This window comes from Streptomyces sp. NPDC001219, assembly GCF_053597915.1.
Genome location: NZ_JBSFJF010000027.1, coordinates 74,670 through 99,130 on the forward strand (window position 1 = coordinate 74,670; position 24,461 = coordinate 99,130).

The 24,461-nt window shown below is 70.9% G+C and carries 21 protein-coding genes; 6 read left to right on the forward strand and 15 right to left on the reverse strand.

Annotated features, from left to right (window positions below; all coding sequences use genetic code 11):
* Positions 1-32: 32 nt before the first annotated feature.
* The 4 genes from ACWC9R_RS19595 to ACWC9R_RS19610 form a co-directional block, all read right to left on the reverse strand.
* Positions 33-1,652: a peptide ABC transporter substrate-binding protein gene (locus tag ACWC9R_RS19595; protein ID WP_450733099.1), complete on the reverse strand. Its 1,620-nt coding sequence runs from the start codon at positions 1,650-1,652 to the stop codon at positions 33-35.
* A gap of 163 nt (positions 1,653-1,815) precedes the next feature.
* On the reverse strand, positions 1,816-2,148 hold the full coding sequence (locus tag ACWC9R_RS19600) for an antibiotic biosynthesis monooxygenase family protein (RefSeq protein ID WP_450733101.1): 333 nt from the start codon (positions 2,146-2,148) through the stop codon (positions 1,816-1,818).
* A gap of 124 nt (positions 2,149-2,272) precedes the next feature.
* The gene (typA, locus tag ACWC9R_RS19605; RefSeq protein WP_450733103.1) at positions 2,273-4,177 is read right to left on the reverse strand and encodes a translational GTPase TypA; all 1,905 of its coding nucleotides are present in this window, start codon (positions 4,175-4,177) and stop codon (positions 2,273-2,275) included.
* A 184-nt stretch (positions 4,178-4,361) separates the two neighbouring features.
* Positions 4,362-6,743: an ABC transporter family substrate-binding protein gene (locus ACWC9R_RS19610; RefSeq protein WP_450733105.1), complete on the reverse strand. Its 2,382-nt coding sequence runs from the start codon at positions 6,741-6,743 to the stop codon at positions 4,362-4,364.
* 428 nt (positions 6,744-7,171) lie between these two features.
* Between ACWC9R_RS19610 and ACWC9R_RS19615 the strand changes: the two genes are divergently transcribed.
* The 4 genes from ACWC9R_RS19615 to ACWC9R_RS19630 all read left to right on the forward strand — a co-directional run bounded on the left by ACWC9R_RS19615 (position 7,172) and on the right by ACWC9R_RS19630 (position 11,194).
* Entirely contained in the window at positions 7,172-7,471 is a 300-nt protein-coding gene (locus ACWC9R_RS19615) for a hypothetical protein (RefSeq protein WP_450733107.1), read from the forward strand.
* Between the two features lie 114 nt (positions 7,472-7,585).
* On the forward strand, positions 7,586-8,413 hold the full coding sequence (locus ACWC9R_RS19620; protein WP_450733108.1) for a hypothetical protein: 828 nt from the start codon (positions 7,586-7,588) through the stop codon (positions 8,411-8,413).
* A gap of 34 nt (positions 8,414-8,447) precedes the next feature.
* Positions 8,448-10,400 carry a fumarate reductase/succinate dehydrogenase flavoprotein subunit gene (locus ACWC9R_RS19625; RefSeq protein ID WP_450733110.1) on the forward strand — a complete coding sequence of 651 codons (1,953 nt, stop codon included), beginning with the start codon at positions 8,448-8,450 and terminating at the stop codon, positions 10,398-10,400.
* On the forward strand, positions 10,397-11,194 hold the full coding sequence (locus ACWC9R_RS19630; protein ID WP_450733112.1) for a succinate dehydrogenase/fumarate reductase iron-sulfur subunit: 798 nt from the start codon (positions 10,397-10,399) through the stop codon (positions 11,192-11,194). Before ACWC9R_RS19625 ends, ACWC9R_RS19630 begins: the two co-directional genes overlap by 4 nt.
* Positions 11,195-11,260: 66 nt before the next feature.
* Here the strand turns inward: ACWC9R_RS19630 and ACWC9R_RS19635 are convergent, their stop codons facing one another.
* The 6 genes from ACWC9R_RS19635 to ACWC9R_RS19660 all read right to left on the reverse strand — a co-directional run bounded on the left by ACWC9R_RS19635 (position 11,261) and on the right by ACWC9R_RS19660 (position 18,324).
* Positions 11,261-13,930, reverse strand: a complete 2,670-nt coding sequence (locus ACWC9R_RS19635; RefSeq protein WP_450733142.1) for a SpoIIE family protein phosphatase — start codon at positions 13,928-13,930, stop codon at positions 11,261-11,263.
* Between the two features lie 172 nt (positions 13,931-14,102).
* A complete protein-coding gene (locus tag ACWC9R_RS19640) occupies positions 14,103-14,564 on the reverse strand; it encodes an ATP-binding protein (protein WP_450733114.1) in 462 nt (153 codons plus the stop codon).
* A gap of 165 nt (positions 14,565-14,729) precedes the next feature.
* On the reverse strand, positions 14,730-15,152 hold the full coding sequence (locus ACWC9R_RS19645) for a (deoxy)nucleoside triphosphate pyrophosphohydrolase (protein ID WP_450733116.1): 423 nt from the start codon (positions 15,150-15,152) through the stop codon (positions 14,730-14,732).
* Between the two features lie 51 nt (positions 15,153-15,203).
* Positions 15,204-15,383, reverse strand: coding sequence for an SPOR domain-containing protein (locus tag ACWC9R_RS19650; RefSeq protein ID WP_362605509.1), 180 nt, complete (start codon positions 15,381-15,383; stop codon positions 15,204-15,206).
* Positions 15,384-15,626: 243 nt separating this feature from the next.
* Complete coding sequence (locus tag ACWC9R_RS19655) at positions 15,627-17,327, reverse strand: APC family permease (RefSeq protein WP_450733119.1); 1,701 nt, start codon at positions 17,325-17,327, stop codon at positions 15,627-15,629.
* A gap of 244 nt (positions 17,328-17,571) precedes the next feature.
* A complete protein-coding gene (locus ACWC9R_RS19660; RefSeq protein WP_450733121.1) occupies positions 17,572-18,324 on the reverse strand; it encodes a GntR family transcriptional regulator in 753 nt (250 codons plus the stop codon).
* 328 nt (positions 18,325-18,652) lie between these two features.
* Between ACWC9R_RS19660 and ACWC9R_RS19665 the strand changes: the two genes are divergently transcribed.
* Positions 18,653-19,402 carry a PIG-L deacetylase family protein gene (locus tag ACWC9R_RS19665; protein ID WP_450733123.1) on the forward strand — a complete coding sequence of 250 codons (750 nt, stop codon included), beginning with the start codon at positions 18,653-18,655 and terminating at the stop codon, positions 19,400-19,402.
* Here the strand turns inward: ACWC9R_RS19665 and ACWC9R_RS19670 are convergent.
* Entirely contained in the window at positions 19,323-20,018 is a 696-nt protein-coding gene (locus ACWC9R_RS19670; protein ID WP_450733125.1) for an alpha/beta fold hydrolase, read from the reverse strand. The two genes, ACWC9R_RS19665 and ACWC9R_RS19670, sit on opposite strands and share 80 nt — an antisense overlap.
* 109 nt (positions 20,019-20,127) lie before the next feature.
* Positions 20,128-21,198, reverse strand: coding sequence for a class I SAM-dependent methyltransferase (locus tag ACWC9R_RS19675; protein ID WP_450733126.1), 1,071 nt, complete (start codon positions 21,196-21,198; stop codon positions 20,128-20,130).
* A gap of 386 nt (positions 21,199-21,584) precedes the next feature.
* Between ACWC9R_RS19675 and ACWC9R_RS19680 the strand changes: the two genes are divergently transcribed.
* Complete coding sequence (locus tag ACWC9R_RS19680) at positions 21,585-22,343, forward strand: carbonic anhydrase (protein ID WP_450733128.1); 759 nt, start codon at positions 21,585-21,587, stop codon at positions 22,341-22,343.
* Positions 22,344-22,429: 86 nt separating this feature from the next.
* Here the strand turns inward: ACWC9R_RS19680 and ACWC9R_RS19685 are convergent, their stop codons facing one another.
* The 3 genes from ACWC9R_RS19685 to ychF all read right to left on the reverse strand — a co-directional run bounded on the left by ACWC9R_RS19685 (position 22,430) and on the right by ychF (position 24,246).
* The gene (locus tag ACWC9R_RS19685) at positions 22,430-22,684 is read right to left on the reverse strand and encodes a Txe/YoeB family addiction module toxin (protein ID WP_393364301.1); all 255 of its coding nucleotides are present in this window, start codon (positions 22,682-22,684) and stop codon (positions 22,430-22,432) included.
* Complete coding sequence (locus tag ACWC9R_RS19690) at positions 22,681-22,962, reverse strand: type II toxin-antitoxin system Phd/YefM family antitoxin (protein WP_393364298.1); 282 nt, start codon at positions 22,960-22,962, stop codon at positions 22,681-22,683. Before ACWC9R_RS19690 ends, ACWC9R_RS19685 begins: the two co-directional genes overlap by 4 nt.
* 195 nt (positions 22,963-23,157) lie before the next feature.
* Positions 23,158-24,246: a redox-regulated ATPase YchF gene (ychF, locus tag ACWC9R_RS19695; protein ID WP_450733131.1), complete on the reverse strand. Its 1,089-nt coding sequence runs from the start codon at positions 24,244-24,246 to the stop codon at positions 23,158-23,160.
* Between the last annotated feature and the right edge of the window lie 215 nt (positions 24,247-24,461).

Below are 24,461 nucleotides of genomic sequence, written 5' to 3' on the forward strand. Positions count from 1 at the left end.
GGCCTCTCTCGCCGCACGGCCCGTGGGCACGGTCAGTTGACCTTGATCTCGTTGTAGACCGGCACGCTGAAGGGGTTCAGCGAGACGTTGCTGATCCGGTCCGAGTAGCCGCCGCTGCCGTTCTGGTACCAGAGCGGAATGGCCGGCATCTGGGTGGCGAGGATCTTCTCCGCGTCCTGGAAGGTGGCGACGGCCTGCCGCGGGTCGGTGTCCGCGTTCGCCTCGTTCACCAGCTTGTCGAAGGAGGCGTTGCTGAACTTTCCGTCGTTGGAGGAGGCGTTGGTGTAGTAGAGCGGCTGAAGGAAGTTCTGGATCAGCGGGTAGTCCATCTGCCAGCCGGCCCGGAAGGGGCCGCTCATCCGCCTGGCGCTGATCTTGTTCCGGAAGTCGGCGAAGGTGCCGACGGGGGCGCCGACACATGCCTGGTCGTCTCCCAGCGACTTGTTGATGCTGTTGCAGATGGCGTCGATCCAGTCCTTGTGGGACCCCGTGTCGGCGTTGTAGGCGAGGGAGATGCTGCCGCCGGGGAGCCCGCCGCCCTCCTTGACCAGCTGTTTCGCCTGCGCCGGGTGGAACTCACAGGCCTCGCCGCACAGCCCGGCCCGGTAGCCCCCCTCCGCCCCCAGCACCGGCGAGGTCCAGTCCGTGGCGGGCGTACGGGTCCTCTGGAAGATCTCCCGGGTGATCTGGTCCCGGTCGATCGCCATCGAGAGGCCGCGGCGCATCTTCTCCGCGCCCGGCCGCCCCCAGCGCTTGTCGTACATGGGAAAGGTGAGGGTCTGGATGATCCCGGCCGGCTGGTTGATGTAGCGGCCGCCGAGGTCCGCCCGTACGTTCTTGAGCTGTGCGGCCGGAATGTCGTCGACCAGGTCGAGGTTGCCCGCCTGGAGGTCGGTGTAGGCCGTGTTGTTGTCCGTGTAGACCCGCAGGTCGATACCGCCGTTGCGCGCCGGGTCGTCCCCCGGATAGCCGTCCCACTTCCGCATCCGCAGCACGGACCCCTTCTCGTAGGAGTCCACGGTGTACGGCCCGTTCCCGACCGGCTTGTCGATCCAGGCGTCGTGGTCGCGGAAGAACGACTGCGGCAGCGGCATGAAGGCCGAATAGCCCAGCGTGTCCGGCCAGCTGGAGAACTTCTGGTTGAGCCTGACGGTGAAGGTCCGGTCGTCCTTCACCACCAGTCCCGACAGGGTCCTGGCCCGCGGGCCGCCCTTGTCCGGGTGCACCTGTGCGAAGCCGTCGATGTACTGGAAGAACGGTGCGTTCTTCTGTTTGTTGCTCAGCAGCGCGCCGTAATTCCAGGCGTCCACGAAGGACTTGGCGGTGACCTTCTCACCGTTGCTGAAGGTCCAGCCGTCCTTCAGCGTCACGGTGAAGTTCTGTGAGTCGCTGGTCTCGATGCGGTCCGCGATGACGTTCTCCGCGGCGCCGGTCTTCGGGTTGTAGCGCTTGAGCCCCCGGAACAGCATCTCCAGGACCTTGCCGCCCTGGACCTCGTTGGTGTTGGCCGGCTCCAGCGGATTCTGCGGATCTCCCCAGGAGGCGCTGACGACCCCGGAGCGGTTCGCGGCGCTCCCTCCCCCGCACCCCGTGGCCACGAGGGCGACGGTGACGGCGCACGCGCCCCACTTCGCGCACGTGGCTCTCCGCATGACGCCTCCTCAGCTCCGGGATCATGCCTAGGGCCACATAAGACCGCAAAGCGGGAGGTACCGCACTTCGGCGGCGTGCGCCACTGCTCCGGAAACCTGAGAAACCCCTCGGATGCCCGATCGGGGAGAAAGCGGGGGCGCCCCGGGGAGCCCCCGGAGATCCCTATATGTGATGCACGGACTCCACCGCGAACAGCCGCGGGTCGAACCCCTCCGCCAGCGCGGCGGCCGCCGTCATGTGCTCCTGCGCTTCCGGGTCGGCCAGCATCGTCAGGAAGTGCTGCTCGCTCTCCCACTGCGCGTAATTGACGACCCGTTCGCCGTCCGCGCTCGCGTGGATGTTCGCCGAGATGAAGCCGGGCCGGCCCTTCATCGTCTCCTCGGTGGCGCGGCTGAGCACCGCCACCAGCTCCGCCTGGCGCTCCGGCAGGACGGTGAACACATTGATGAGCGTCGCGATCCCGCGCCCGGTCTCGATCCTCGTGGAATCTGTCATGCCACCAGTCTGCCGCCGGCCACTGACAACGCGGCCGCGGAACGGCCCCCGCACGGCGAAGGGGCGCCCCTCACACGGAGGGACGCCCCATCAGAGCCTGCCGGCGGAGTACCGGCGGAAGCCGTTACCGCTTCGCGCGGGAAGCCGTGCGGCCGCGCTCCTTGTGGTCCAGGACGACCTTGCGGATGCGCACGGCCTCCGGGGTCACCTCGACGCACTCGTCGTCGCGGCAGAACTCCAGGGACTGCTCCAGCGACAGCTTCCGCGGCGGCACGATCGCCTCGAACGAGTCGGCCGAGGAGGAGCGCATGTTGGTGAGCTTCTTCTCCTTGGTGATGTTCACGTCCATGTCGTCGGCGCGGGAGTTCTCGCCGACGATCATGCCCTCGTACACCTCGGTGCCGGGCTCGGTGAACAGCACACCGCGCTCCTGGAGGTTGGTCATCGCGAAGGCGGTGACGGCACCGGAGCGGTCGGCGACCAGCGAGCCGTTGTTACGGGTGCTGAGCTGGCCGAACCACGGCTCGTGGCCCTCGTGGATCGAGTGCGCGATACCGGTGCCGCGGGTGTTGGTCAGGAACTCCGTACGGAAGCCGATCAGACCGCGCGAGGGGACGACGAACTCCATCCGGACCCAGCCGGAGCCGTGGTTGGACATGTTGTCCATCCGGCCCTTGCGGACACCCATGAGCTGGGTGACGGCGCCCATGTGCTCCTCGGGCACGTCGATGGTCATCCGCTCGACGGGCTCGTAGGTCTTGCCGTCGACCTGCTTGGTGACCACCTGCGGCTTGCCGATGGTCATCTCGAAGCCCTCACGGCGCATCTGCTCGACCAGGATGGCCAGCGCCAGCTCACCACGGCCCTGCACCTCCCAGGCGTCGGGGCGCTCGGTCTCCAGGACGCGCAGCGAGACGTTACCGATCAGCTCGCGCTCCAGGCGGTCCTTGACCTGGCGGGCGGTGACCTTGCGGTCCTTGACCGCGGCCTTGGCGTCCGCGCCCTTGCCGGTGCCGCCCCGGCCGACCAGCGGCGAGGTGTTGGTACCGATGGTCATGGAGATCGCCGGCTCGTCGACCGTGATCAGCGGCAGCGCGACCGGGTTCTCCGGGTCGGCCAGGGTCTCGCCGATCATGATGTCGGGGATACCGGCGACGGCGCAGATGTCACCCGGGCCGGCCACCTCGGCGGGCTTGCGGGTGAGCGCCTCGGTCATCATCAGCTCGGTGATGCGGACGTTGGCGATGCTGCCGTCACGCTTGATCCACGCGACGTTCTGGCCCTTGCGCAGCTCGCCCTGCTCGACGCGGAGCAGCGCGATACGGCCGAGGAAGTTGTCCGCGTCCAGGTTGGTGACGTGGGCCTGGAGCGGGGCCTCCGCGTCGTACTGCGGGGCGGGGACCGACTCCAGGAGCGTGGTGAAGAACGGCTCCAGGTTGGTGCTGTCGGCCGGGACGGTGCCGTCCTCCGGCTTGGTCAGCGACGCGACGCCGTCACGGGCACAGGCGTAGACGATCGGGAACTCGATCTGGTCCTCGTCCGCGTCCAGGTCCAGGAACAGGTCGTAGGTCTCGTTGACGACCTCGTCGATCCGGGAGTCGGGACGGTCGGTCTTGTTGATGCACAGGATGACCGGCATCCGGGCCGCGAGGGCCTTGCGGAGCACGAAGCGGGTCTGCGGCAGCGGGCCCTCGGAGGCGTCGACCAGGAGGACGACCGCGTCGACCATCGACAGACCGCGCTCGACCTCGCCACCGAAGTCGGCGTGGCCGGGGGTGTCGATGATGTTGATCGTGATCGGGTCCCCGCCGTCCTTGGGGTGATACTTCACCGCCGTGTTCTTGGCGAGGATCGTGATGCCCTTCTCACGCTCCAGGTCGTTGGAGTCCATCATCCGGTCGTCGAGCTTCTCGGCGGCGTGCTCGGCGAAGGAACCGGCCTGCTTGAGCATGCCGTCGACGAGGGTGGTCTTGCCGTGGTCGACGTGGGCGACGATGGCTACGTTACGAATGTCGTGACGGGTGGGCATACTGGCGGCGCTTCTCCCGGAATCGTGGGTGGCGACGCGGCCATCCGGCACGCGCGCCCGCCGGGCATAACGAAGCCACGGCCTCACCCCATCGTACGGGGCCGCGGCGGCATTAGCCGCCGCGGCCCGTACATATGCGCTATGACCTGCGGTTTCTTGCTTTTTATCGGCCTGCGCGGCACCGCTACTTCTGGTAACCGATGTCCTGGAAGCGGGGGGTGGCGAAGCCGAAGGCGCCGACGTTGGCGAGCGACTTCTTCGTCGCCACCAGCTCGGGCCGCTGGTAGAGCGGGACCGAACCGGCGGCCGCCCAGATCCGGGCGTCGGCCTGCGCCACCAGGGTGTGCGCGGCGCCCTCGTCCAGCTCGGAGGCGGCCTGGTCGAAGAGCTGGTCGATGTGGTCGGTGCCGACCCGGGTGTAGTTCTGCTCGACGGTCAGCGAACCGTCGGGCGCGGGCTGCGGCTTGGCGTAGATCGGGCGGGCGTCGGTCGCCGGGTAGGCGGTGCCGGGCCAGGAGTACAGCGCCAGGTCGTAGTCACCGGAGGCGATGTGGTCCTGGAAGTAGCTGGCGTCGGAGACCCGCTGCAGGGAGGTCTGGACGCCGATCTTGCCGAGCATCGAGGCGATCCGCCGTCCGACGGTGCGCAGCTGCTCGGAGCCGGCGCCGTCGGGGAGCACGAAGCGCAGGGTGAGCGGCTTGCCGTTCTTCTTGACGGCGGCGATCCGGGACGTCTTGCCGTCGGCCGGCTGCGGCGCGGCCGCCGCGTCCCCGGCGCGCTCGACGGCGGCGTGCCGGGCGCCCGGGTGCCCGCCGGACCCCGGCAGCTGCCGGGCCTGTCCGGTCTCGATCATCTCGGCCGCGCCGAGCGACTCCGCCGCCCGCTTCTTGTACCGCTTGTACCTGTCGTACGCCCGGGACCCGGTGTCACCGTCCGCGTCGGCCTTCTCACTGGCGGCCGCCTGCTTGTAGAACGAGGCGCTCTGCCGCAGCAGCGCGGACTGCTGGACCTCCGAGCCGACCGCGCCGGTGAAGGACAGCGGGGCCTCGGCGGCGGCGGGCCGGTCGCCCCGGCCGGGCGCGGCGGCGTGGACCCGTCCGGCGCGGCCCGGGTTCCGGTCGTCGGAGCCGGTGTCCGCCCGGTCGCCCGCGGACTCCTCCCCGTACCCGTCCTCCCCGTACCCGTCCTCCTCGTACCGGCCGTCCGACCGCTCGTCGCCCTCGTCGGACGAGCGCCCGTCGGGTCCCGGCGCGCCCGCCTGCTGGCGGTCGGCGCCCTCGCTCTTCCAGCCGGCGTCCGCGAGGAGCGCCTTGGCCGCCCCGGCGTCCTGCTCGCCGAGCGCGGCGCTGTGGTCGGCGTAGCCGTACTGCCCGGCCATCAGCAGATGGCTGCCGAGCGGCTTGGACGGCAGGTCGAGCGGCTTGAGGACGGTGTCGGCGAGCGCCTGCCGGTCGAGGGCGCGGGCCACCGCCCGGCGCACCCGGTCGTCGGCCAGCGGCCCGCTGCTGCCGTTGAGGGCGAGCTGGGTGTAGGCGGGCTCCAGCGCCTTGCGGATGGTGTAGCCGCGCAGTGCGGAGTTCTCCGCGGGGGCGGCCTTGGCACCGGCCCGCCTCCCGTCGCTCTGCGGGCCGGCGTTGCCGTCGGCGGGCGCGTGCGGGCCGGGGCCGGCCCGCCGGGCGGAGGCCACCCGCTTCGCGGCGACCTGGTCGACCGCGGCGACGTCGACGCTGCCGTCGGCCAGCGCCGCGGCCCGCCTGTCGCCGGGCAGCGACTGCAGCACGATCCGCTTGAGCTTGGCGGTGTCGCCCCACCACTTCGGATTGCGGACGAGGACGACGCGTCCCTCCTTGGCGTCCCGCTTCTGGACGAGGAACGGGCCGGCGCCGACCTTCAGCTGTTCCCGTGCGCCGTCGTTGAAGGCGTCGGCGCTGCCCATCACGCTCTTGGGGTAGAGCGGCGTGAACAGGGACCGCCAGTCGGCGTAGGGGCGGGCGAAGGTGACCTTGACCTCGCGGGCGTTCGCGCCCTGCTCGACCTTGCCGATCCGGTCGTAGCCGGCGTTGCGCGCGGTCCAGTACGCGTTGTCCTTGCCGCGCAGCGCGGTCCACTGGGCGACGAAGTCGGCGGCGGTGACCGCCCGGCCGTCGCTCCACCGCGCCTTGGGGTTGATCTTGTACGTGACGACCTGCTTGGGGTCACGGGCGCTGACGTCCGCGGCGTCGAGGAAGTCGGCGTTGCGCTGCGGTCTGCCGCTCGCGTCGATGGTGAACATGCTGGGCAGCACCGCACCGGCGATCCGCGCGGTGGTCGCGTCGGCGTCGGACTGGAAGGCGTTGAGGGTGCCGGGCATCGCGTCGACGGCCCAGCGCAGGGTGCCGCCGTTCTTCAGCTCGCCGCGGGGTGCCGGGGCGATGTCCTGGGACGCCGCGGCGGACGCCCCCCGGCTGTCCTCACTGCATCCGGCCAGGGCCGGCAGCGGGAGCAGCGCCCCCGCCGCGATGAGCGCGGCACAGCGGCGTCTGCGGCACACCGCGCGGCGGCCTGCGGGGTGGTCGTGGTCGGTCATGACGGTTACCTCCGGGCTCGCCCGCGCCGCGCCGAGCGCCGCCTGGGGCTGACCGGCGCACCACGTTCGGCCGACTTTGCGGCTCATCACATCTATGGCTCCCCTACTGAAAGCGACCGCGGCCGGACCGGCGACCCGACACGGCGGCCGCCGCGCCAAGGCCACCCGCCCGGCCCAACACCCGGCCCCCGGAGCACGTCACGACGGGGTTCGCAGGGGGTTCACAAGGGGTTCACGGGGGTGCGGGCACCGCTCCGCCCCGCCCTCTCTCGTAACGGCGTTCGACCTACGCCGAGGCGCATGGTTGCCGAAACGCACCGGTTCGAGTCGTAATCACGCTGGACCCCTTCCCAACCCCTACTGTGACGCGCGACACTCTCGGGCGCATGAGATCGCCCACCACACCTTCAAAAGTGAGGGCACGTTATATGTCCCTTCAGGACGCAATGACGGCGGTTGAGCGCAACGTGGACGACCTGGTCCGGTCGGTGGGGAAACTGGAGACGCAGCTCGGCGCCGGCCTGGACATCCGCCGGGTCCGTACGGACACCGACCACCTGCGCGAGAGTCTCACCCTGCTGAAGCAGAGCGTCGCGGCCGCTCCCTCCGCGCACCGGCGCACGCCCGAGGCCGAGATGGTGCCGATCTCCGACGCCCCCTACAACTCCGCGCTGTGGACCGACGCCCAGGACGAGGGTCTCGGCTGCCGGAACGGCCACGCGCCCTAGGGGAGAACCCCTGGTGGAGGCCCCTTAGGGGGTGGCTTCGCCCCACTCAGACCCCTACCCCGTTGCCGCCCCGGTGGAAGCTTCCGGCCGGAGCGCCCTTCACGGAGACCGACGTTGGCCACTGGCACCGAACCCTCCTCGCACGCGGGCGCGACCGGCGTGCACAGCGCCTCGCGCGCCGCCATCCCCGCCCGTCATCTGCGCACCGACCGCTGGTGGCTGGCGCCGGCCTGCACCGCCGCCGGGCTGCTCGCGTTCATCGTCTACTCGACCTGGCGGGCCTTCTCGAACGCCGACTACTACGCCGCGCCCTATGTCTCGCCGTTCTACTCGCCGTGCCTGGCGGAGAACTGCCACGCCATGCGCGGCGGCCCCAACTGGGAGATCTTCGGCAGCTGGTGGGGCCTGTCCCCCGCGCTGCTGATCCTGATCTTCCCGCTGGGCTTCCGGCTGACCTGCTACTACTACCGCAAGGCCTACTACCGCGGCTTCTGGGCCTCGCCGCCGGCCTGCGCGGTCGCCGAACCGCACAAGAAGTACACCGGTGAGACCCGCTTCCCGCTGATCCTGCAGAACATCCACCGCTACTTCTTCTACTTCGCGATCCTGGTCGCCGGCGTGCTGACGTACGACACCGCGCTGACCTTCCGCGACGAGAACTACGCCTGGGGCCACATGGGCCTGGGCACCCTCGTCTTCCTCGTCAACATCGTGCTGATCTGGGCGTACACCCTCTCCTGCCACTCCTGCCGGCACATCGTCGGCGGCCGGCTGCGGCACTTCTCCAAGCATCCGGTGCGCTACCGGCTGTGGGGCTGGGTCGGCAAGCTCAACGCGCGGCACATGCTGCTCGCCTGGGCCTCCCTGATCAGCGTGGCCGTCGCGGACTTCTATGTCTTCCTGCTGGCCAGCGGGGCGTTCGCCGACCCGCGCTTCTTCTGACGACAACAACTCCTAAGGAAAGGTGTGCCCCCTGATGGCGCATGTGGACCGGCAGGCATGGGACGTGGTCGTGGTGGGCGCCGGCGGCGCCGGACTGCGGGCCGCGATCGAGGCCCGCGAAGCCGGTATGCGGACGGCCGTGATCTGCAAGTCCCTGTTCGGCAAGGCCCATACGGTGATGGCCGAGGGCGGTATCGCGGCCAGCATGGGCAACGCCAACGAGCATGACAACTGGCAGGTCCACTTCCGGGACACCATGCGCGGCGGCAAGTTCCTCAACCAGTGGCGGATGGCCGAGCTGCACGCCCGGGAGGCTCCCGACCGGGTGTGGGAGCTGGAGACCTGGGGCGCGCTCTTCGACCGCACCGCCGACGGCCGGATCTCCCAGCGCAACTTCGGCGGCCACGAGTACCCGCGGCTGGCGCACGTCGGCGACCGTACGGGCCTGGAGCTGATCCGCACCCTCCAGCAGAAGATCGTCTCGCTGCAGCAGGAGGACGAGAAGGAACACGGCGCGTACGACGCCCGGTTGAAGGTCTTCCAGGAGTGCACGGTCACCCGCGTCCTCAAGACAGACGGCCGGGTGTCCGGCACGTTCTGCTACGAACGGGAGTCCGGCCGCTTCTTCGTGCTGGAGGCACCGGCGGTGGTGCTGGCCACCGGCGGTATCGGCAAGTCCTTCAAGGTGACCTCCAACTCCTGGGAGTACACCGGCGACGGGCACGCGCTGGCGCTGCTGGCCGGGGCGCCGCTGATCAACATGGAGTTCGTGCAGTTCCACCCGACCGGCATGGTCTGGCCGCCGTCGGTGAAGGGCATCCTCGTCACCGAGTCCGTCCGCGGCGACGGCGGGGTGCTGCGCAACAGCGAGGGCAAGCGCTTCATGTTCGACTACGTCCCGGACGTCTTCAAGGAGAAGTACGCGGAGACCGAGGACGAGGGCGACCGCTGGTACGAGGACCCGGAGCAGAATCGCCGCCCGCCCGAGCTGCTGCCCCGCGACGAGGTGGCGCGGGCCATCAACGCCGAGGTCAAGGCGGGCCGCGGCTCCCCGCACGGCGGGGTCTATCTGGATGTCTCCACACGGATGCCGGCCGAGGTGATCACCCGCCGGCTGCCCTCGATGCACCACCAGTTCAAGGAGCTGGCGGACGTCGACATCACCGCCGAGCCGATGGAGGTCGGCCCGACCTGCCACTACGTGATGGGCGGGGTGGACATCGACCCGGACACCGCGGCGGCGACCGGGGTGCCGGGGCTGTTCGCGGCCGGCGAGGTGGCCGGCGGGATGCACGGCTCCAACCGGCTGGGCGGCAACTCGCTGTCCGACCTCCTGGTGTTCGGCCGCCGGGCGGGGCTGCACGCGGCCGAGTACGCGCAGTCGCTGACCGACCGGCCGGTGCCCGACCCGCTGCAGATCGACGCGGCGGAGGCGGAGGCGCTGCGCCCGTTCAGCGCCGAGGACACCGAGGCCGCCGGGGGCACCGCGGGCGGCGGCCGGGTCCCGGCGGAGAACCCGTACACCCTGCACCAGGAGCTCCAGCAGGCGATGAACGACCTGGTCGGCATCATCCGCAAGGAGGGCGAGATGTTCGAGGCCCTCAAGCGGCTGGCCGATCTGCGGGTACGGGCCCGGCGGGCCGGCGTCGAGGGGCACCGGCAGTACAACCCGGGCTGGCACCTGTCGCTGGACCTGCGGAACATGCTGCTGGTCAGCGAGTGTGTGGCGCGGGCGGCGCTGGAGCGTGAGGAGAGCCGGGGCGGGCACACCCGCGACGACCATCCGGCGATGGACCGGCACTGGCGCCAGATCAACCTGGTCTGTGAACTCGCCGATCCGCTGGGCGACTCACGGGCGGCGGACCCGGCGCTGGGCCAGATCCGGCTCTCCCGCCGGGAGAATCCGCCGATCCGCCGCGATCTGCTGGAGCTGTTCGAGAAGGACGAGCTGGCGAAGTATCTGACCGACGAGGAGCTGAGCCGGTGAGCCAGGCGCAGACAGAGCAGCAGTCCGGGGCCTACCAGGCGCACTTCCGGGTGTGGCGGGGCGACGCGGACGCCGGGGAGCTGGCGGACTTCACGGTCGAGGTGCACGAGGGCGAGGTGGTGCTGGACATCGTCCACCGCCTCCAGGCGACCCAGGCCCCCGATCTCGCGGTGCGCTGGAACTGCAAGGCGGGCAAGTGCGGTTCGTGCAGCGCGGAGATCAACGGGCGGCCGCGGCTGATGTGCATGACCCGGATGTCGGTCTTCGACCGTACGGAGACCCTGACGATCACGCCGCTGCGGGCCTTCCCGGTGGTCCGTGACCTGGTCACCGATGTGTCCTTCAACTACGCGAAGGCCCGTGAGGTCCCCTCGTTCGTGCCGCCCCCGGACCTGGGGCCGGGCGAGTACCGCATGCAGCAGGAGGACGTCGGCCGCTCGCAGGAGTTCCGTAAGTGCATCGAGTGCTTCCTGTGCCAGGACACCTGCCATGTGGTGCGCGACCACGAGGAGAACAAGGCCGCGTTCGCCGGTCCGCGTTTCCTGATGCGGATCGCCGAGCTGGACATGCACCCGCTGGACGCGGCGGAGGAGTCGGGGCTCGACCGCAAGGCCACCGCGCAGGACGACCACGGCCTGGGCTACTGCAACATCACCAAGTGCTGCACCGAGGTCTGCCCCGAGCACATCAAGATCACCGACAATGCGCTGATCCCGCTGAAGGAGCGCGCGGCGGACCGTAAGTACGACCCGCTGGTGTGGCTCGGGAACAAGATCCGGCGCCGTTCCGAGTGATCCGGCGGGCGCGCACGCGGGGGCCGGCCGGTCCGGCCCCCGCGGCGCGCCGCGTCCGCCCGCCTGTCAGAACAGGCTCAGCAGGGCCTCCGCCGGGTCCACCGCCGTGGACTTCCCGTCGGGCAGGGCGAGTTCGAACCACACGGTCTTGCCGCGCGGGGTGCGGCGGCTGCCCCAGCCCTCGCTCAGCAGCCCGACCAGCTGGAGGCCGCGGCCGCCCTCGTCGGTGTCGCGGGCGCGGCGGCGGCGCGGCTGGGCGAGGTCGGCGTCCCAGACCTCGCAGACCAGCGAGCGGTCCAGCAGCAGCCGCAGCCGGATCTCGCCGTGGCCGTGCCGCAGCGCGTTGGTCACCAGCTCGCTGACCAGGAGCTCGGTGGTGTCGACCAGGTCCTGGAGGCCCCAGTCCGTGAGCTGGTCGCGGGCGAGTTCGCGGGCGCGGGCCACCGAGCGCGGCTCGGGCGCCAGGTTCCAGTCGCCCACCGCGTCCTTGGGCAGCCCGTGGACCCGTGCCATCAGCAGTGCGATGTCGTCCTCGCCGTGCGAGGTGTCCAGGGCGTTGAGGACGTGGTCGCAGGCGTCCTCCAGCGGGCGGTCGGCGCCGGAGAGGGCGGTACGGAACGCCCGGAGCCCCTCGTCCAGCGGATGGTGGCGGGACTCCACCAGGCCGTCGGTGTAGAGGGCCAGCAGCGCGCCGTCCGGAAGCTCGACCTCGATCTCCTCGAACGGCTCCCCGCCGACGCCCAGCGGCATCCCCGGGGGGACGTCGAGCAGCAGCGCGTCCTCGCCGTCCTCGACCAGCACCGGCGGCAGATGCCCGGCGTTGGCGAACGTACAGCGCCGGGTGACCGGGTCGTAGACGGCGTAGACGCAGGTGGCGAGGTAGACCTCGGAGAGGTCGGCGGTGCGGGCCGAGCCCTTCTCGGGGGTGTTCTCGGCGCTTCCGGAGCGGCCGCGGGCGGACCGGGCGGTGGACCGGCCGTCGCCGTCGCCGCCGAGCCCGCGGGCGATCTCGTCCAGGGCCGAGAGCACCTCGGCCGGTTCCAGGTCCAGCAGCGCCAGCGTGCGGACGGCGGTGCGCAGTTCGCCCATGGCCACGGCGGCGCGCAGCCCGCGCCCCATGACGTCGCCGACGACGAGTGCGGTGCGGTGGCCGGGGAGTTCGATGACATCGAACCAGTCGCCGCCGACCTCGGTGGCGGTGGTGCCGGGCAGATAGCGGCAGGCGATGTCCAGGCCGGCCGCCTCCGGGTCGCCGGGCGGCAGCAGACTGCGCTGCAATATCAGCGCGCGTTCGTGCTCCCGGCGGTAGAGGCGGGCGTTGTCGATGCAGACCGCGGCGCGCGCGGCCAGTTCGACGGCGAGCGCGGTGTCGCGCTCGCCGAAGGGCTCACTGCCCTTCGTGCGGGAGAACTGCACCAGCCCGACGACGGTGTCCCGGGCGACCATCGGGACGGCGAGGGTGGAGTGCACGACCGCGCCCAGCTCGGGTCCGTCGTCGCTCTCCCGGGCCGGGATGATCTGTGCCTGGGCGGTGCGCAGGGCGCCCGCGCAGGGGGAGTTGAAGGGGTAGCGGTGGACGGCGCCGACCGCGACCGGGCCCGGCGCGTCGCCGAGGACACCGGAGGCGGTGGCGAGCGGGGCGTCCGAGACGGCGCTGGCGAAGGCGACGCGGCGGAGTTCGGCGCTGCCGTCGCTCATCCCGGGCGGGGCCTCGTCGCCGGACAGCAGGCCCTGGTAGAGGTCCACCGAGGCCAGGTCGCAGAACTGCGGTACGGCGACGTCCAGCAGTGTGCGGGCGGTGGTCTCCAGGTCGAGGGAGTTGCCTATCCGGGCGCCGGCCTCGTTGAGCAGGGCGAGGTTGCGGCGGGCGCTGGCGGCCTCCCGCTCGGCCCGGCGGCGGCCGGTGACGTCGGCGGCGAGCGCCGCGACGCCGATGGGGCGGCCGCTGGCGCCGTGCAGCCGGTAGAGCGACACCGACCAGCGGCGGCGGTCCTCGTCCTCGGACGGCAGACCGACCAGCTGCATCTCGGCGACCGGCTCGCCGGTGTCCAGGACGCGGCGCAGTGCGGCGGTCATCCGCTCGGCCTCGGAGCGCGGCAGGAAGTCGTGCGGGCCGCAGCCGCGGTACTTGCTCGCCGGGCCGCCGAAGACCGAGGCGAACCGCTCGTTGACCCGCAGCAGCTTCAGGTCGGTGCCGAACAGGGTGAAGCCCATGGGAGATTGACCGAAAACGGCCTGCGAGGCGGCGAGGTCGGTCTCGATGCCACGCAGCGCCCGGACGTCGACGACCAGACAGACCGCGGCGCGTTCGCCGTCCTCGTTGCGGGAGGGCATCACATAGATCTCGGCGAGCCCGTCGGCCCGGCCGGCCGCTTCCCTGCGGTAGGGCACCAGGCCGGTCCACTCCCGGCCGTCGAGTATCTCGGACACCTTGCGGTGGCCGGTCTCCCGCAACTCCCGGGGGACGAACGCCTCGACGGGGTCCTTGCCGAGTGCGTAGCGGGCGGGGATGCCGAGCATCTGCTCCGCCCGTTCGCTCCACTGCTCGATCCGCCCGTCGGGGCCGAGCGAGAAGGAGGCCACACGGATGTAGTCGTAGATCGATCCGGGCCGGCTGCTCTGCCATACGGGCGGCCCCTGGAGGTCGCGCACGGGTGCACGGCCACCTGGGTCACCGGGGCTGTCCGCACCGCCCTGACCCTCGGCCTGCGCGGGTTCTGCCCCGCCGGATGACATCTTGCTCACGAGCCCCGTCCCCTCCAGCTCATCGTGCCCGGACCGGACCAGCCCGAGTATCCAATACCCGGGCTATCCGGAACACGGTCTTCACGATCACAGCACAGTCTCGATCGCCGCCGGTCGACGAAATGTCGATGGAATGGCAACGATCAGGACTTTCATCTGTCTCCTAACCAGCCACCGACAGCTCGAACCACACTGTCTTACCGCTCTTTCCGCGACGGGTCCCCCATCGTCGCGAACTGCATGCGACCAGCTGCAATCCCCGGCCTCCCTCGTCGTCGGGCGCGGCGTCGCGCTCCTGTGGCGGGTCGGGCAGCGGATCGGATACCTCGACGAGCAGCCCGTCGGAGCTGAGCAGCACCATACGGACCCCGATCGGCCCGCTGGCATGGCGCAGGGAGTTGGTGACGAGCTCACTGACGAGTAGTACGGCCATGTCGGCTGCGCCGTTCAGGCCCCAGTCGTCGAGCACCCGCCGGACCACCGTGCGGGCGGTGCGCACCGCTCCGGGGTCGGCCGGAAAGCTCCATTCGGCGGTGGCGGAACCGGGGGTCTTACCGCGCCTGCGCGCGCTGCCGGAGCCGGGCTCAGGGACCCCTGCCGCTGCGCTGTCGCTCACGCCGATCACATCCCAGCAGATGGCATCCCCGGCGTCTTACCTGCGTCGAGGGGGTCATTCAGGACATACCCGGTATCCCGCCCCGCGTATCGCGTGCGGCGGTGCACTGTGGCACAAATGCAACATATTGCCGCGACAGGGCGGCTCTCCGCGGGCCTACGGGCCAGGGGCTCGTTACGGCCGTACGCCCGTCGCTCCGGACGTGGCCGCCAGCCGGCGCATCGCCTCGGCGACCGCCGGGCGGTCCTGGTCCAGCCAGTCGACCTGGTGCTCCTCTCCGGGCAGCAGCCAGCGCAGCTCGTCGTGATCCTCCAGGGGCCGCGGCACCCCGGACACCAGCCGGGCCGTCCACACCTGCAGGACGTAGCCGGGCCGCAGCACCCACTCGCCCGGAATCCGCTCCTGGGCCGCCGCCCGGACACCCAGCTCCTCGCGCAGCTCACGCTCCAGCGCCTGCTCGGGTGTCTCGTCGTCCTCCACCTTGCCGCCGGGCAGCTCCCAGCGGCCGGCCAGCGCGGGCGGTGCGCTGCGCCGTGCGGCCAGTAGCCGCCCGCGCTCGCACACCGCTCCGCCCACCACTACGCGCACGGTCGTCATGCGCGGCAGCCTACGTCCCCCGCTCTGGTCCCGCTTCTCGCCCGCCGCCCCTCAGGTCACCGCCCGGTCGGCCTTCTCGACCACGTAGAGCTGCTGGCGGCCACGGGTCTCGAGCCGGTCGGCCACCCGCTCCGCCTCCGCCCGGGTGGCATAGCGGCCCACGCGATAGCGGTTGCCCCCTTCGTCCTGGCGGATGACGAGCCAGGGGAGCACCGCCCCACCTTCAGTCATTGCGCCCCTCCGTCCGCCGGGTAGCGCGCCGTCACGCGCTCCGTCTCTGCTGATGCCGAAATCGCAATCCGCATATGCCCGAGCGTACGCCCGACCTTCACTCACCGGATATGGATTTACACAAAGAGATACCGAACCGGCCACCCGCGGGCCCCGGCGAACCGGAAGCGGCCTGCGAGTGGCCGGTGGTGCCCGAGGGACCCGGGCGGACGTACTGAGCCGCGCCGGACGGCGCGAGCGGGGTCAGGCCCCGACGGAGGCCTTGGCGTCCTCGGGCTCTCCGGCCCGCTCGGCCTCGGCGGCCTCCTCTTCGGCCATCTCGGCCTCGGTGCGGACCAGCGTCGGGTTGCGCCAGGAGCTGCGCACGCCCCAGAAGTAGAAGGCCAGCGCGATCGCGGTGACCAGGAGGATGTCCCAGCCCTCCGGCACATAGCCCTTACCGCCGAACTCCTTGCCGCCCATGTACGAGACGGCGGCCATGACCAGCAGATAGGCGACCATCCAGGCACCGGCCTTGAGGTGCGGGCGCAGGTCCGCCCACGGCTTGCGGCCCTGGGTCAGCGGCTTGCCGATCTCGTACCAGGCCCAGACCGGGAGTCCGACGGCCATGATCAGGATGACCTTGCCGGTCAGCGGCCAGCGGCCCCAGTACAGGACCAGCGAGCCGAAGATCATCGCGATCGGCGCGATCACCGGCATCGCCTTGAGCTTCACCGGGCGCTTGAGGTCCGGCGACACACGGCGCAGCGACATCACCGCGACCGGGCCCGTGATGTACGAGATGACCGTGGCGACCGAGACGATCTCGGCGAGCGAGCCCCAGCCGCGGAAGACCGCGAGGAACAGGAAGGCGATCACGAGGTTGAGCAGCAGCGCGGGGCGCGGCACACCGGTCTTCTTGTCCACCTTGCCGAAGACGCCCGGCAGATGGCCGTTCTCCTGCACGCCGTGGATCATGCGCGAGGTGGTGGCCGCGTAGATCATGCCGGTGCCGGACGGCGAGACGAAGGCGTCCGCGTACAGCAGCAGCGCCAGCCAGTTCAGACCCCAGGCGATGGCGAGGTCGGCGAGCGGCGAGTTGAAGCCGAGACCGGCCCAGCCGCCGCCGGCGGCCAGCTTGTCGCCGGGCACCGCCATGAGGAACGCGACCTGCAGCGCGACATAGATGACCAGCGCGATCACGATGGACCAGATGACGGCCTTCGGCAGCGACTTGCCGGGGTTGCGGGCCTCGCCGGCGAGGTTCAGCGGGGACTGGAAACCGTTGTAGGCCCAGACGATGCCGGAGACGGCGACGGCGGTGAAGACCGAGCTCCAGCCGTTGGGCGTGAAGCCGCCGTGGTGCGTGATGTTGCTGGTGTCGAAGTGCGCCAGCATCAGCGCGCCCGCGGTCATGGCCGGAACGACGACCTTGAAGACCGTGATCGCGGTGTTGGTCTTCGCGAACAGCGAGATCGCGAACCAGTTGAGGAAGAAGTAGAAGATCAGCAGCACGCTGGCGAGTGCGACACCGGTGCCGGTCAGCTCCTTGCCGTCGTACAGCGCGTGCGCCCAGCCGAAGTCCCAGGAGCTCATGTACTGCACGGAGGCGGTGGCCTCACCGGGGATCACCGAGACGATGGCGATCCAGTTCGCCCAGGCGGCGAGGTAGCCGGCGAGCGAGCCGTGGGAGTACTGGCCGTAGCGGACCATGCCGCCGGCCTTGGGGAACATCGCGCCGAGCTCGCTGTAGGTGAGGGCGATCGTCAGGGCGACGAGCGCGCCGATGACCCAGGCGAGGATCGCGGCGGGGCCGGCGATGGCGGCGGCCCGCTCGGCTCCGAAGAGCCAGCCCGAACCGATGATGGACCCGAGACCAGTGGCGGTCAGGGCGATGGTCCCGAGGGACCGACGGTAATTCGAGTGCGCACCCTGCTCCGCGCTCGGGGTCTTCGTCGTGCTCACGTGCTGGTCTCCTGGTCTTCCCCCGTGCCGTGCACAAACTTCGCCATCGTAAGAGCGAATCGGACGGTCGGCTTCCCTCACCCGGGCAAAAATTGCGCCCAGTTGAGCGTCTGTGAGGTATCCCACTCCGCCACGGGGGCGGCATTTACTCATAGAGGGGGAGAAATGGGACGTCAACCTGAGAACCAAAGGCCGGTCTTGTGCGTCTAGGCGACACACACAGGGCACCGAACCAACACACCATCTACTTCACAGGCAGGTGGTAGGTGACCCGGTGCCGGTCCGCGAGGGTCACGACATCGGCCGTCTCGACCGGCCGGCCGCCCGCGAAGTACGTCCGCGAGACCACCAGCACCGCATGCCCCGGCACCCCGCCCAGCGTCATCGCCTCCTCGGCCAGCGCGGGCCGCGCGCCGACCTCCTCGACGACGTTGTCCACCACCACGTCGATGGCCGCCATCCGCTCGACCACCCCGCGGCCCGCCAGCGGCCCCTCCTCCGGCAGCATCACGGGCGTCCGCCCGGTCACCTCCAGCGGCTCCCAGGAGGTCGAGAGCATCGACGGCTCGCCCTCCGCCCGGAAGACATAGCGGGTCCGCATGACCTTGTCCCCGTGCGGGATGCGCAGCCGGGCCGCGACCGCGGGGCCGGCCGCCTCCTGCTCGCTGTGGGACTCCCAGGTGCCGCGCACCCGCTCGTCCGTCTGCTCCTGCCGGAAGGGCGTACAGCCCCCCGCCGAGTGGAAGCCGACGCGGGCGATACGGCGCGGGACGGGCTGCTCGCGCACATAGGTCCCGGACCCCGAGCGGCCCTCGACCAGCCCCTCGGCCATCAGGACCTTGCGCGCCTCCAGGGCGACGGTGTCCGAGACGCCGTACTCCTCGCGGATGCGCGCCTGGGAGGGAAGGCGGGTGTGCGGCGGCAGCACGCCGTCGACGATTTTCTGGCGCAGGTCGCCGGCGACGCGGAGGTACGCGGGCTGCTCACCGAAAGGCACGTGCCCCTCCCAACAGCTTGACAGTCAGCAACAGCGTGGCAACCGCCCGTCGCCGACCGCAACCTTGGGCCAGATGTTCACCTGATGTGATGAATCCCAGTTCAGCAGGTGTATCGAGCGAGATCGGGGTCCAGAGGCGCCCGCATCCCCACCCCGCGCCACCCCAGGGTTTCTTTCCACCCGGGTGGACGCCACCCATACATGTCACGATCGAAACGGGACCACGTTCGAGGAACACCTCCGAAACGGCATACCGAACACGGCACGGCACCCCGACGCCGCTCCGGGAACGCGGGACGCGGCACCAGGACGGGAAGGAAGGGACCCCATGCCCGTCGAACCGCACCTCTCCCCCATGCCCCGCGACTGGCAGCGGGCGCTCGCCGTCGTCGCCCACCCCGACGACCTCGAATACGGCGCAGCGGCCGCCGTCGCCGAGTGGACCACCGCCGGGCGCCAGGTCAGCTATCTCCTGGTCACCCGCGGCGAGGCCGGTATCGACGGGCTGCCGCCCGCCGAGAGCGCCGCGGTCCGCGAGACCGAGCAGCGGGCCGGTGCCGCGCTCGTCGGCGTCCACACCGTGGAGTTCCTCGACCACCACCACGACGGGGTCATCGAGGCCGGCCCGGCGCTGCGCCGCGATCTGGCCGCGGCCATCCGCCGCCACCGCCCGGAGCTGCTGATCACCCTCAACCACCACGACACCTGGGGCGGCGTCCAGTGGAACAGCGCGGACCACCGGGTGGTGGGCCGGGCCGTCCTGGACGCGGCGGGCGACGCCGGCAACCGCTGGATCTTCCCCGAACTGGCCGGCGCACAGGGGCTGGCGCCCTGGAACGGCGTGCGCTGGGTGGCCGTGGCGGGCTCCCCGCACCCCACGCACGCCGCCGAGGTCGGCCCCGGCATCGACCGCGCCGTCGACTCGCTGGCCGCCCACAGCACCTACATCAAGGGCCTGGGCGGCACCGGGCAGGACCCCCGCGCCTACGCCCGCAGCTTCATCGAGCAGATGCTGCGCAACGGCGGCGAACGCTACCGGGGGCGCCCCGCCACGCTCTTCCAGCTCTTCCCCCGCTGAGCCTCACGGCCGCCGAGGCAGCCCGCGCACGAACCCGGACACCAGCTCCGCGACCTCCGCCGGCCGTTCCAGCAGCATGGCGTGGGTCCCGTCCACACCGGCGACGGTCACCTGTGGCCTGCTCCGCGCCAGGTCCGCCAGATCCTGCGCCAGGCCCCGTACGTAGGCGGCCATCAGCTCGTCGCCGTCCGCCTGCCTCGTCGGCGAACCGCCGTGCCTCCGCGAGCCGTTCCCGCACGTAGGCGGTGTCCAGTCCCCGGTACTGCTCCGGGCGGCCCATGCCGTGCCCGTCGAGGTTCACCGCCGCCGGCACCCGCCCGTCCCGCTCCAGGCACCGCGCGGCGATCATCCCGCCCATCGAATGCCCCACCACCACGGCGTCCGGCGCCCCGCACGCGGCCAGCACCGCCGTCACGTCGTCGACCGCCACGTCGAAGGTCCACGGCACCGCGCCGTCCCCCGACCGCCCGTGCCCGCGCAGGTCCATCGCCCACACCCGGTGCCCCGCGGCCAGCAGCGGGGCGGCCGCCGCCCAGTCCTCCAGCGTCCGCCCCGCACCGTGCAGCAACAGCACCGCGGGACCGTCCCCGCCGTGATCCCGCACGGCCGGCTCCACGCCGTCGGCCGCCCCTCCCGGGTGACAATGAATCAACCCCCTTTTGCCGCAGGCCTCTTGGTGATCCCTCAACGCTCCCCAGCGCCCCCTCAGCGCCCCTCAGTGGCCCTCAGTGCCCCTTCCGGGCCACGTAGTAGACGTTCAGGATGTCGCCCGGCACCTCCCGCGTCGCGACCTCACCGAAACCCGCCTCCCACAGCATCCGCAGCGCGGTCTGCCGGCCCCAGACGGTGCCCAGCCCGGCGCCGCCCTCGGCGAGGGAGACCGTCATGCAGTAGAAGACGGACAGGGCGTAGAGGGTGGGGCCCAGCGGATGGCCGACGTTCTCGGAGAGTTCGCTGGAGGCCGCGACATCGCCCATCAGGAAGACGCCGTCCGGCCGCAGCCCCTGCGCGACGGCGGCGAGGGTGCGCGCCGGGCGGGCCAGGTCGTGGATCACGTCGAAGGCCGTGATCAGGTCGTAGGCGCCGGTCAGTTCGGCCGTGTCGGCCACCTCGAAGCGGGCGTTGTCCAGCGCCCGGTCCGCCGCCTCCGCACGCGCCGCCTCGATGCCCGCCTCGGAGATGTCCATTCCCGTGAACCGGCTGCGGGGGAAGGCGCCGGCCAGCAGCGTGACGGCGCGCCCCTGCCCGGTGCCGATGTCCAGGGCGTCGATCCCGTCGCGCAGCCGCTCCGTGAGGCCCGGCACCAGCGGCACGATGGTGTCGACCAGCGAGGCGTCGTACACCCGGGCCGTCTCCTCAGCCTGCACGTCCTGGAAGTGCGGATACGACGCGTACGGCACCCCGCCGCCGGCCCGGAACGCCGCCAGGACCTCGTCCTCGACGTCGCCCATCATCGCCAAGTACTGGAAGAACGCGGCCGTGTTGTCCATTCCCGCTGCCCGGGTCAGCGCGGCCGCGTGCGCGGGCGGGAGCCGGTAGCCGCCGTCCTCGGGGGCGTACTCGACGATGCCACCGACCGTCATCCCGCCGAGCCACTCCCGGACATAGCGCTCGTCGAGCCCCGCCGCCCCGGCGATCCGCGCACTGCTCGCCGGCGGCAGACCGGCCATCACATCGAACAGCCCCGCCCGGTGGCCGAGGCTGCACAGATGCCCCAGACAGGCTTCATTGAGCATCCGGAGCATCCGGTCCGCGAACTCCTCCTGCCGCACCGGCTCCTGACCCCGTTCCGCCATCGCCCACTCCTCCCACACCCGCAGAACGGCACGACGCGGGCCCCCGCGGAACTGCCGGCCCCTGGGGCCGCCCCCTGCGCTCCATCCGACCCTTCATCCGGCATTGCGTCGGCCCGTCGCCGGACTCTCCACCCGGCCCTTCATCCGACCCTCAATCCACCCCTTCGTCCATCTTTCGCCTGTTTTTCGATGCTACGCCGGGAGGGCGGTAGGCACCTCGGGAGCGCGGCCTCGGGGACACCGCCGACCGGACGGGATCTGTGGGCCGTCGGTGGCACACCGGACGCCGCCCGCTTGCGCCTCCCGCGAGGCTCTCCCTCCGCCCTGAACAATCCGCCCTGACCAGGACGTATGCAGACGTCTCAGCGGACTGAGGGGAACGACCGATGGACGGAGCGAGACAGCCGGACCGCAGAGCCCTGCTCGCCGGCGGACTGGGCGTCGCCACGGCGGCACTCACCGGGTGCTCCTCGACAAGCAGCACCCCGGCCGCGGCCGGCGCCTCACCGCAGGCCCGGCCGACCATGCAGCCGACGACCCGGCCGACCACGCCCGCGGCCGCCTACACCCGCCTGACGGAAGGCAACGAGCGCTGGGTGAACGGTGATCTCCAGCACCCCGACCGGGACCCGGACCGCCGCGAGTTCGTCGCCCAGGAACAGAAGCCCTTCGGGTCGGTCCTCGCCTGCATCGACTCCCGGGTGCCACCGGAACTCCTCTTCGACACCGGGCTGGGCGACCTCTACGTGATGCGCACCGGCGGGGAGGCGATCGGCCCGGTGGTCACGGCCTCCGTGGAGTACGGCCCCATGACGAGCGGCACCCCGCTGATCGTGGTCCTCGGCCACCAGCGCTGCGGCGCCGTCGAGGCCTCGTACACCTCCCTCCGCGACGGCAAACCACTCCCCGGCAACCTGAACGCGATCGCACAGGCGCTGCGCCCGGCCTACGAGCAGGCGGTCCGGGAAGGCGGCAGCGACCCGGTCGACACCATGGCCCGCGCCCAGGTCACCCTGACCGCCTCCAACCTCCGCGCCAACCAGGACCTGGCCCCCCTGGTCCGCAAAGGCACCCTCGCCGTGGTCGGCGCCTACTACTCCCTCGACACGGGCAAGGTGGAGGTTCTGTCGGGGGCGCCGTCTTAGGGGGCGCTACGGGCTGGGGGCGGGCAGCTAAAGGGGCCGGGTGCGGGCGGGCCCGGCCTCTGGGGCCATCACGGCGCGCGTCCCCGTCAGTAGTGGTACCGCGCCGCGAGGATGACGATGTCCTTCTCCGTGACCAGATAGACCAGTCGGTGCTCGTCGTCGATGCGCCGCGACCAGGCACCCGGCAAGTGGTACTTCAGCGGCTCGGGTTTGCCGATCCCCGTGAAGGGGTCCCGCTTGACGTCCTCGATGAGCCGGTTGATCCGCGCGAGCATCTTGCGGTCGTTCCTGAGCCAGGACGTGTAGTCCTCCCAGCCCTGATCCTCAAAGACGAGCCTCACTCAGCACCCGCACCGAAATCCGCCGCGTCAGGATCGATGAGTTCGCGCTCCGAGACGTTGGCGTTCGCCAGGGCGTTCTCGTACGCCTTGAGCAGGCGGCGGGCGTTCGCCGGTGAGCGGAGGAGGTAAGAGCCCTCGCGCAGCGCGGCGTAGTCCTCGGCGGAGACGAGCACGGCGTTCCCGTGCTTGGAGACGATCTCGACGGCCTCGTGGTCGTCGTTGACCTTCTTGATCAGCGGGAAGAGAGCCTTACGAGCCTCACTCGCGGTTATGGACATGCCTGACTCCCTTCACCAGTGGTACGAGATAACGTACCACTTGGCCCTTGTTTTGACACGGGGAAACCGTGAGCCCGACGCAGGAGACCCGGCGCCCGCCCGGAAAGGGAACGAGCGAGGGGCCGGCTCCCGGAGGAGTCGGCCCCTTCTCGTCTGCGTGTTCGCCCGTCAGAGGCGTGGCGTCACGTCATTCGCTCAGACGTTGAACCGGAACTCCACCACGTCCCCGTCCTGCATCACATACTCCTTGCCCTCCATGCGGGCCTTGCCGGCTGCGCGGGCGTCGGCGACCGAGCCGGTTTCGACGAGGTCGGCGAAGGAGATGACCTCGGCCTTGATGAAGCCCTTCTGGAAGTCGGTGTGGATGACTCCGGCGGCCTCGGGGGCGGTGGCGCCCTTCTTGATGGTCCAGGCGCGGGTTTCCTTGGGGCCGGCCGTCAGGTAGGTCTGCAGGCCGAGGGTGTTGAAGCCGACGTGGGCGAGGGTGGCGAGGCCGGGCTCCTCCTGGCCGACGGACTGGAGGAGTTCGAGGGCCTCGTCCTCGTCGAGTTCGGCGAGGTCGGCCTCCAGCTTGGCGTTCAGGAAGATCGCTTCGGCGGGGGCGACCAGGGCGCGCTGCTCGTTCTTGAAGTCCTCGTCGGTCAGCTCGTCCTCGTCGACGTTGAAGACGTAGAGGAAGGGCTTGGTGGTGAGGAGGTGGAGGTCGTGCAGCAGCTCCTCGTTGCCGGAGCCCTGGACGATGCCCGCGGAGAAGAGGGTGTCGCCCTTCTCCAGGATCGCCTTGGCCTCCTCGACGGCCTTGACCTTCGGGGCCACGTCCTTCTTGATGCGCGACTCCTTCTGGAGGCGCGGCAGGACCTTCTCGATGGTCTGGAGGTCGGCGAGGATCAGCTCGGTGTTGATGGTCTCGATGTCGTTCTTGGGCGAGACCTTGCCGTCGACGTGGACGACGTTCTCGTCCTTGAAGGCGCGGATGACCTGGCAGATCGCGTCGGACTCGCGGATGTTCGCGAGGAACTTGTTGCCCAGGCCCTCGCCCTCGGAGGCGCCGCGGACGATGCCGGCGATGTCGACGAAGTCCACGGTCGCCGGGAGGACCTTCTGGGAGGCGAAGATCTCGGCGAGCTTGGCCAGACGGGGGTCGGGGACCCCGACGACGCCGACGTTCGGCTCGATGGTGGCGAACGGGTAGTTGGCCGCCAGCACGTCGTTCTTGGTCAGGGCGTTGAACATGGTCGACTTGCCGACATTCGGCAGACCGACGATTCCGATCGTGAGCGACACGTGGCGACTCGACTTCCGAGCGAGGTGGTGGGGTGGGCACGGCCCACGGAGGGCCGATCCACCAGTCTACGGGGCGGCGGGGGCCGGGCGGCCGCCACCGGGACCGGTCCGCGCCCCGCCCCGCCCCGGGCGGTCGCGAACTCGGCCGCAAGGTCGGCGAAAGCGCGTGTCCCGCGACCGGTTAATACCACTTAGCGGCCTACCGTTGCCGGGTG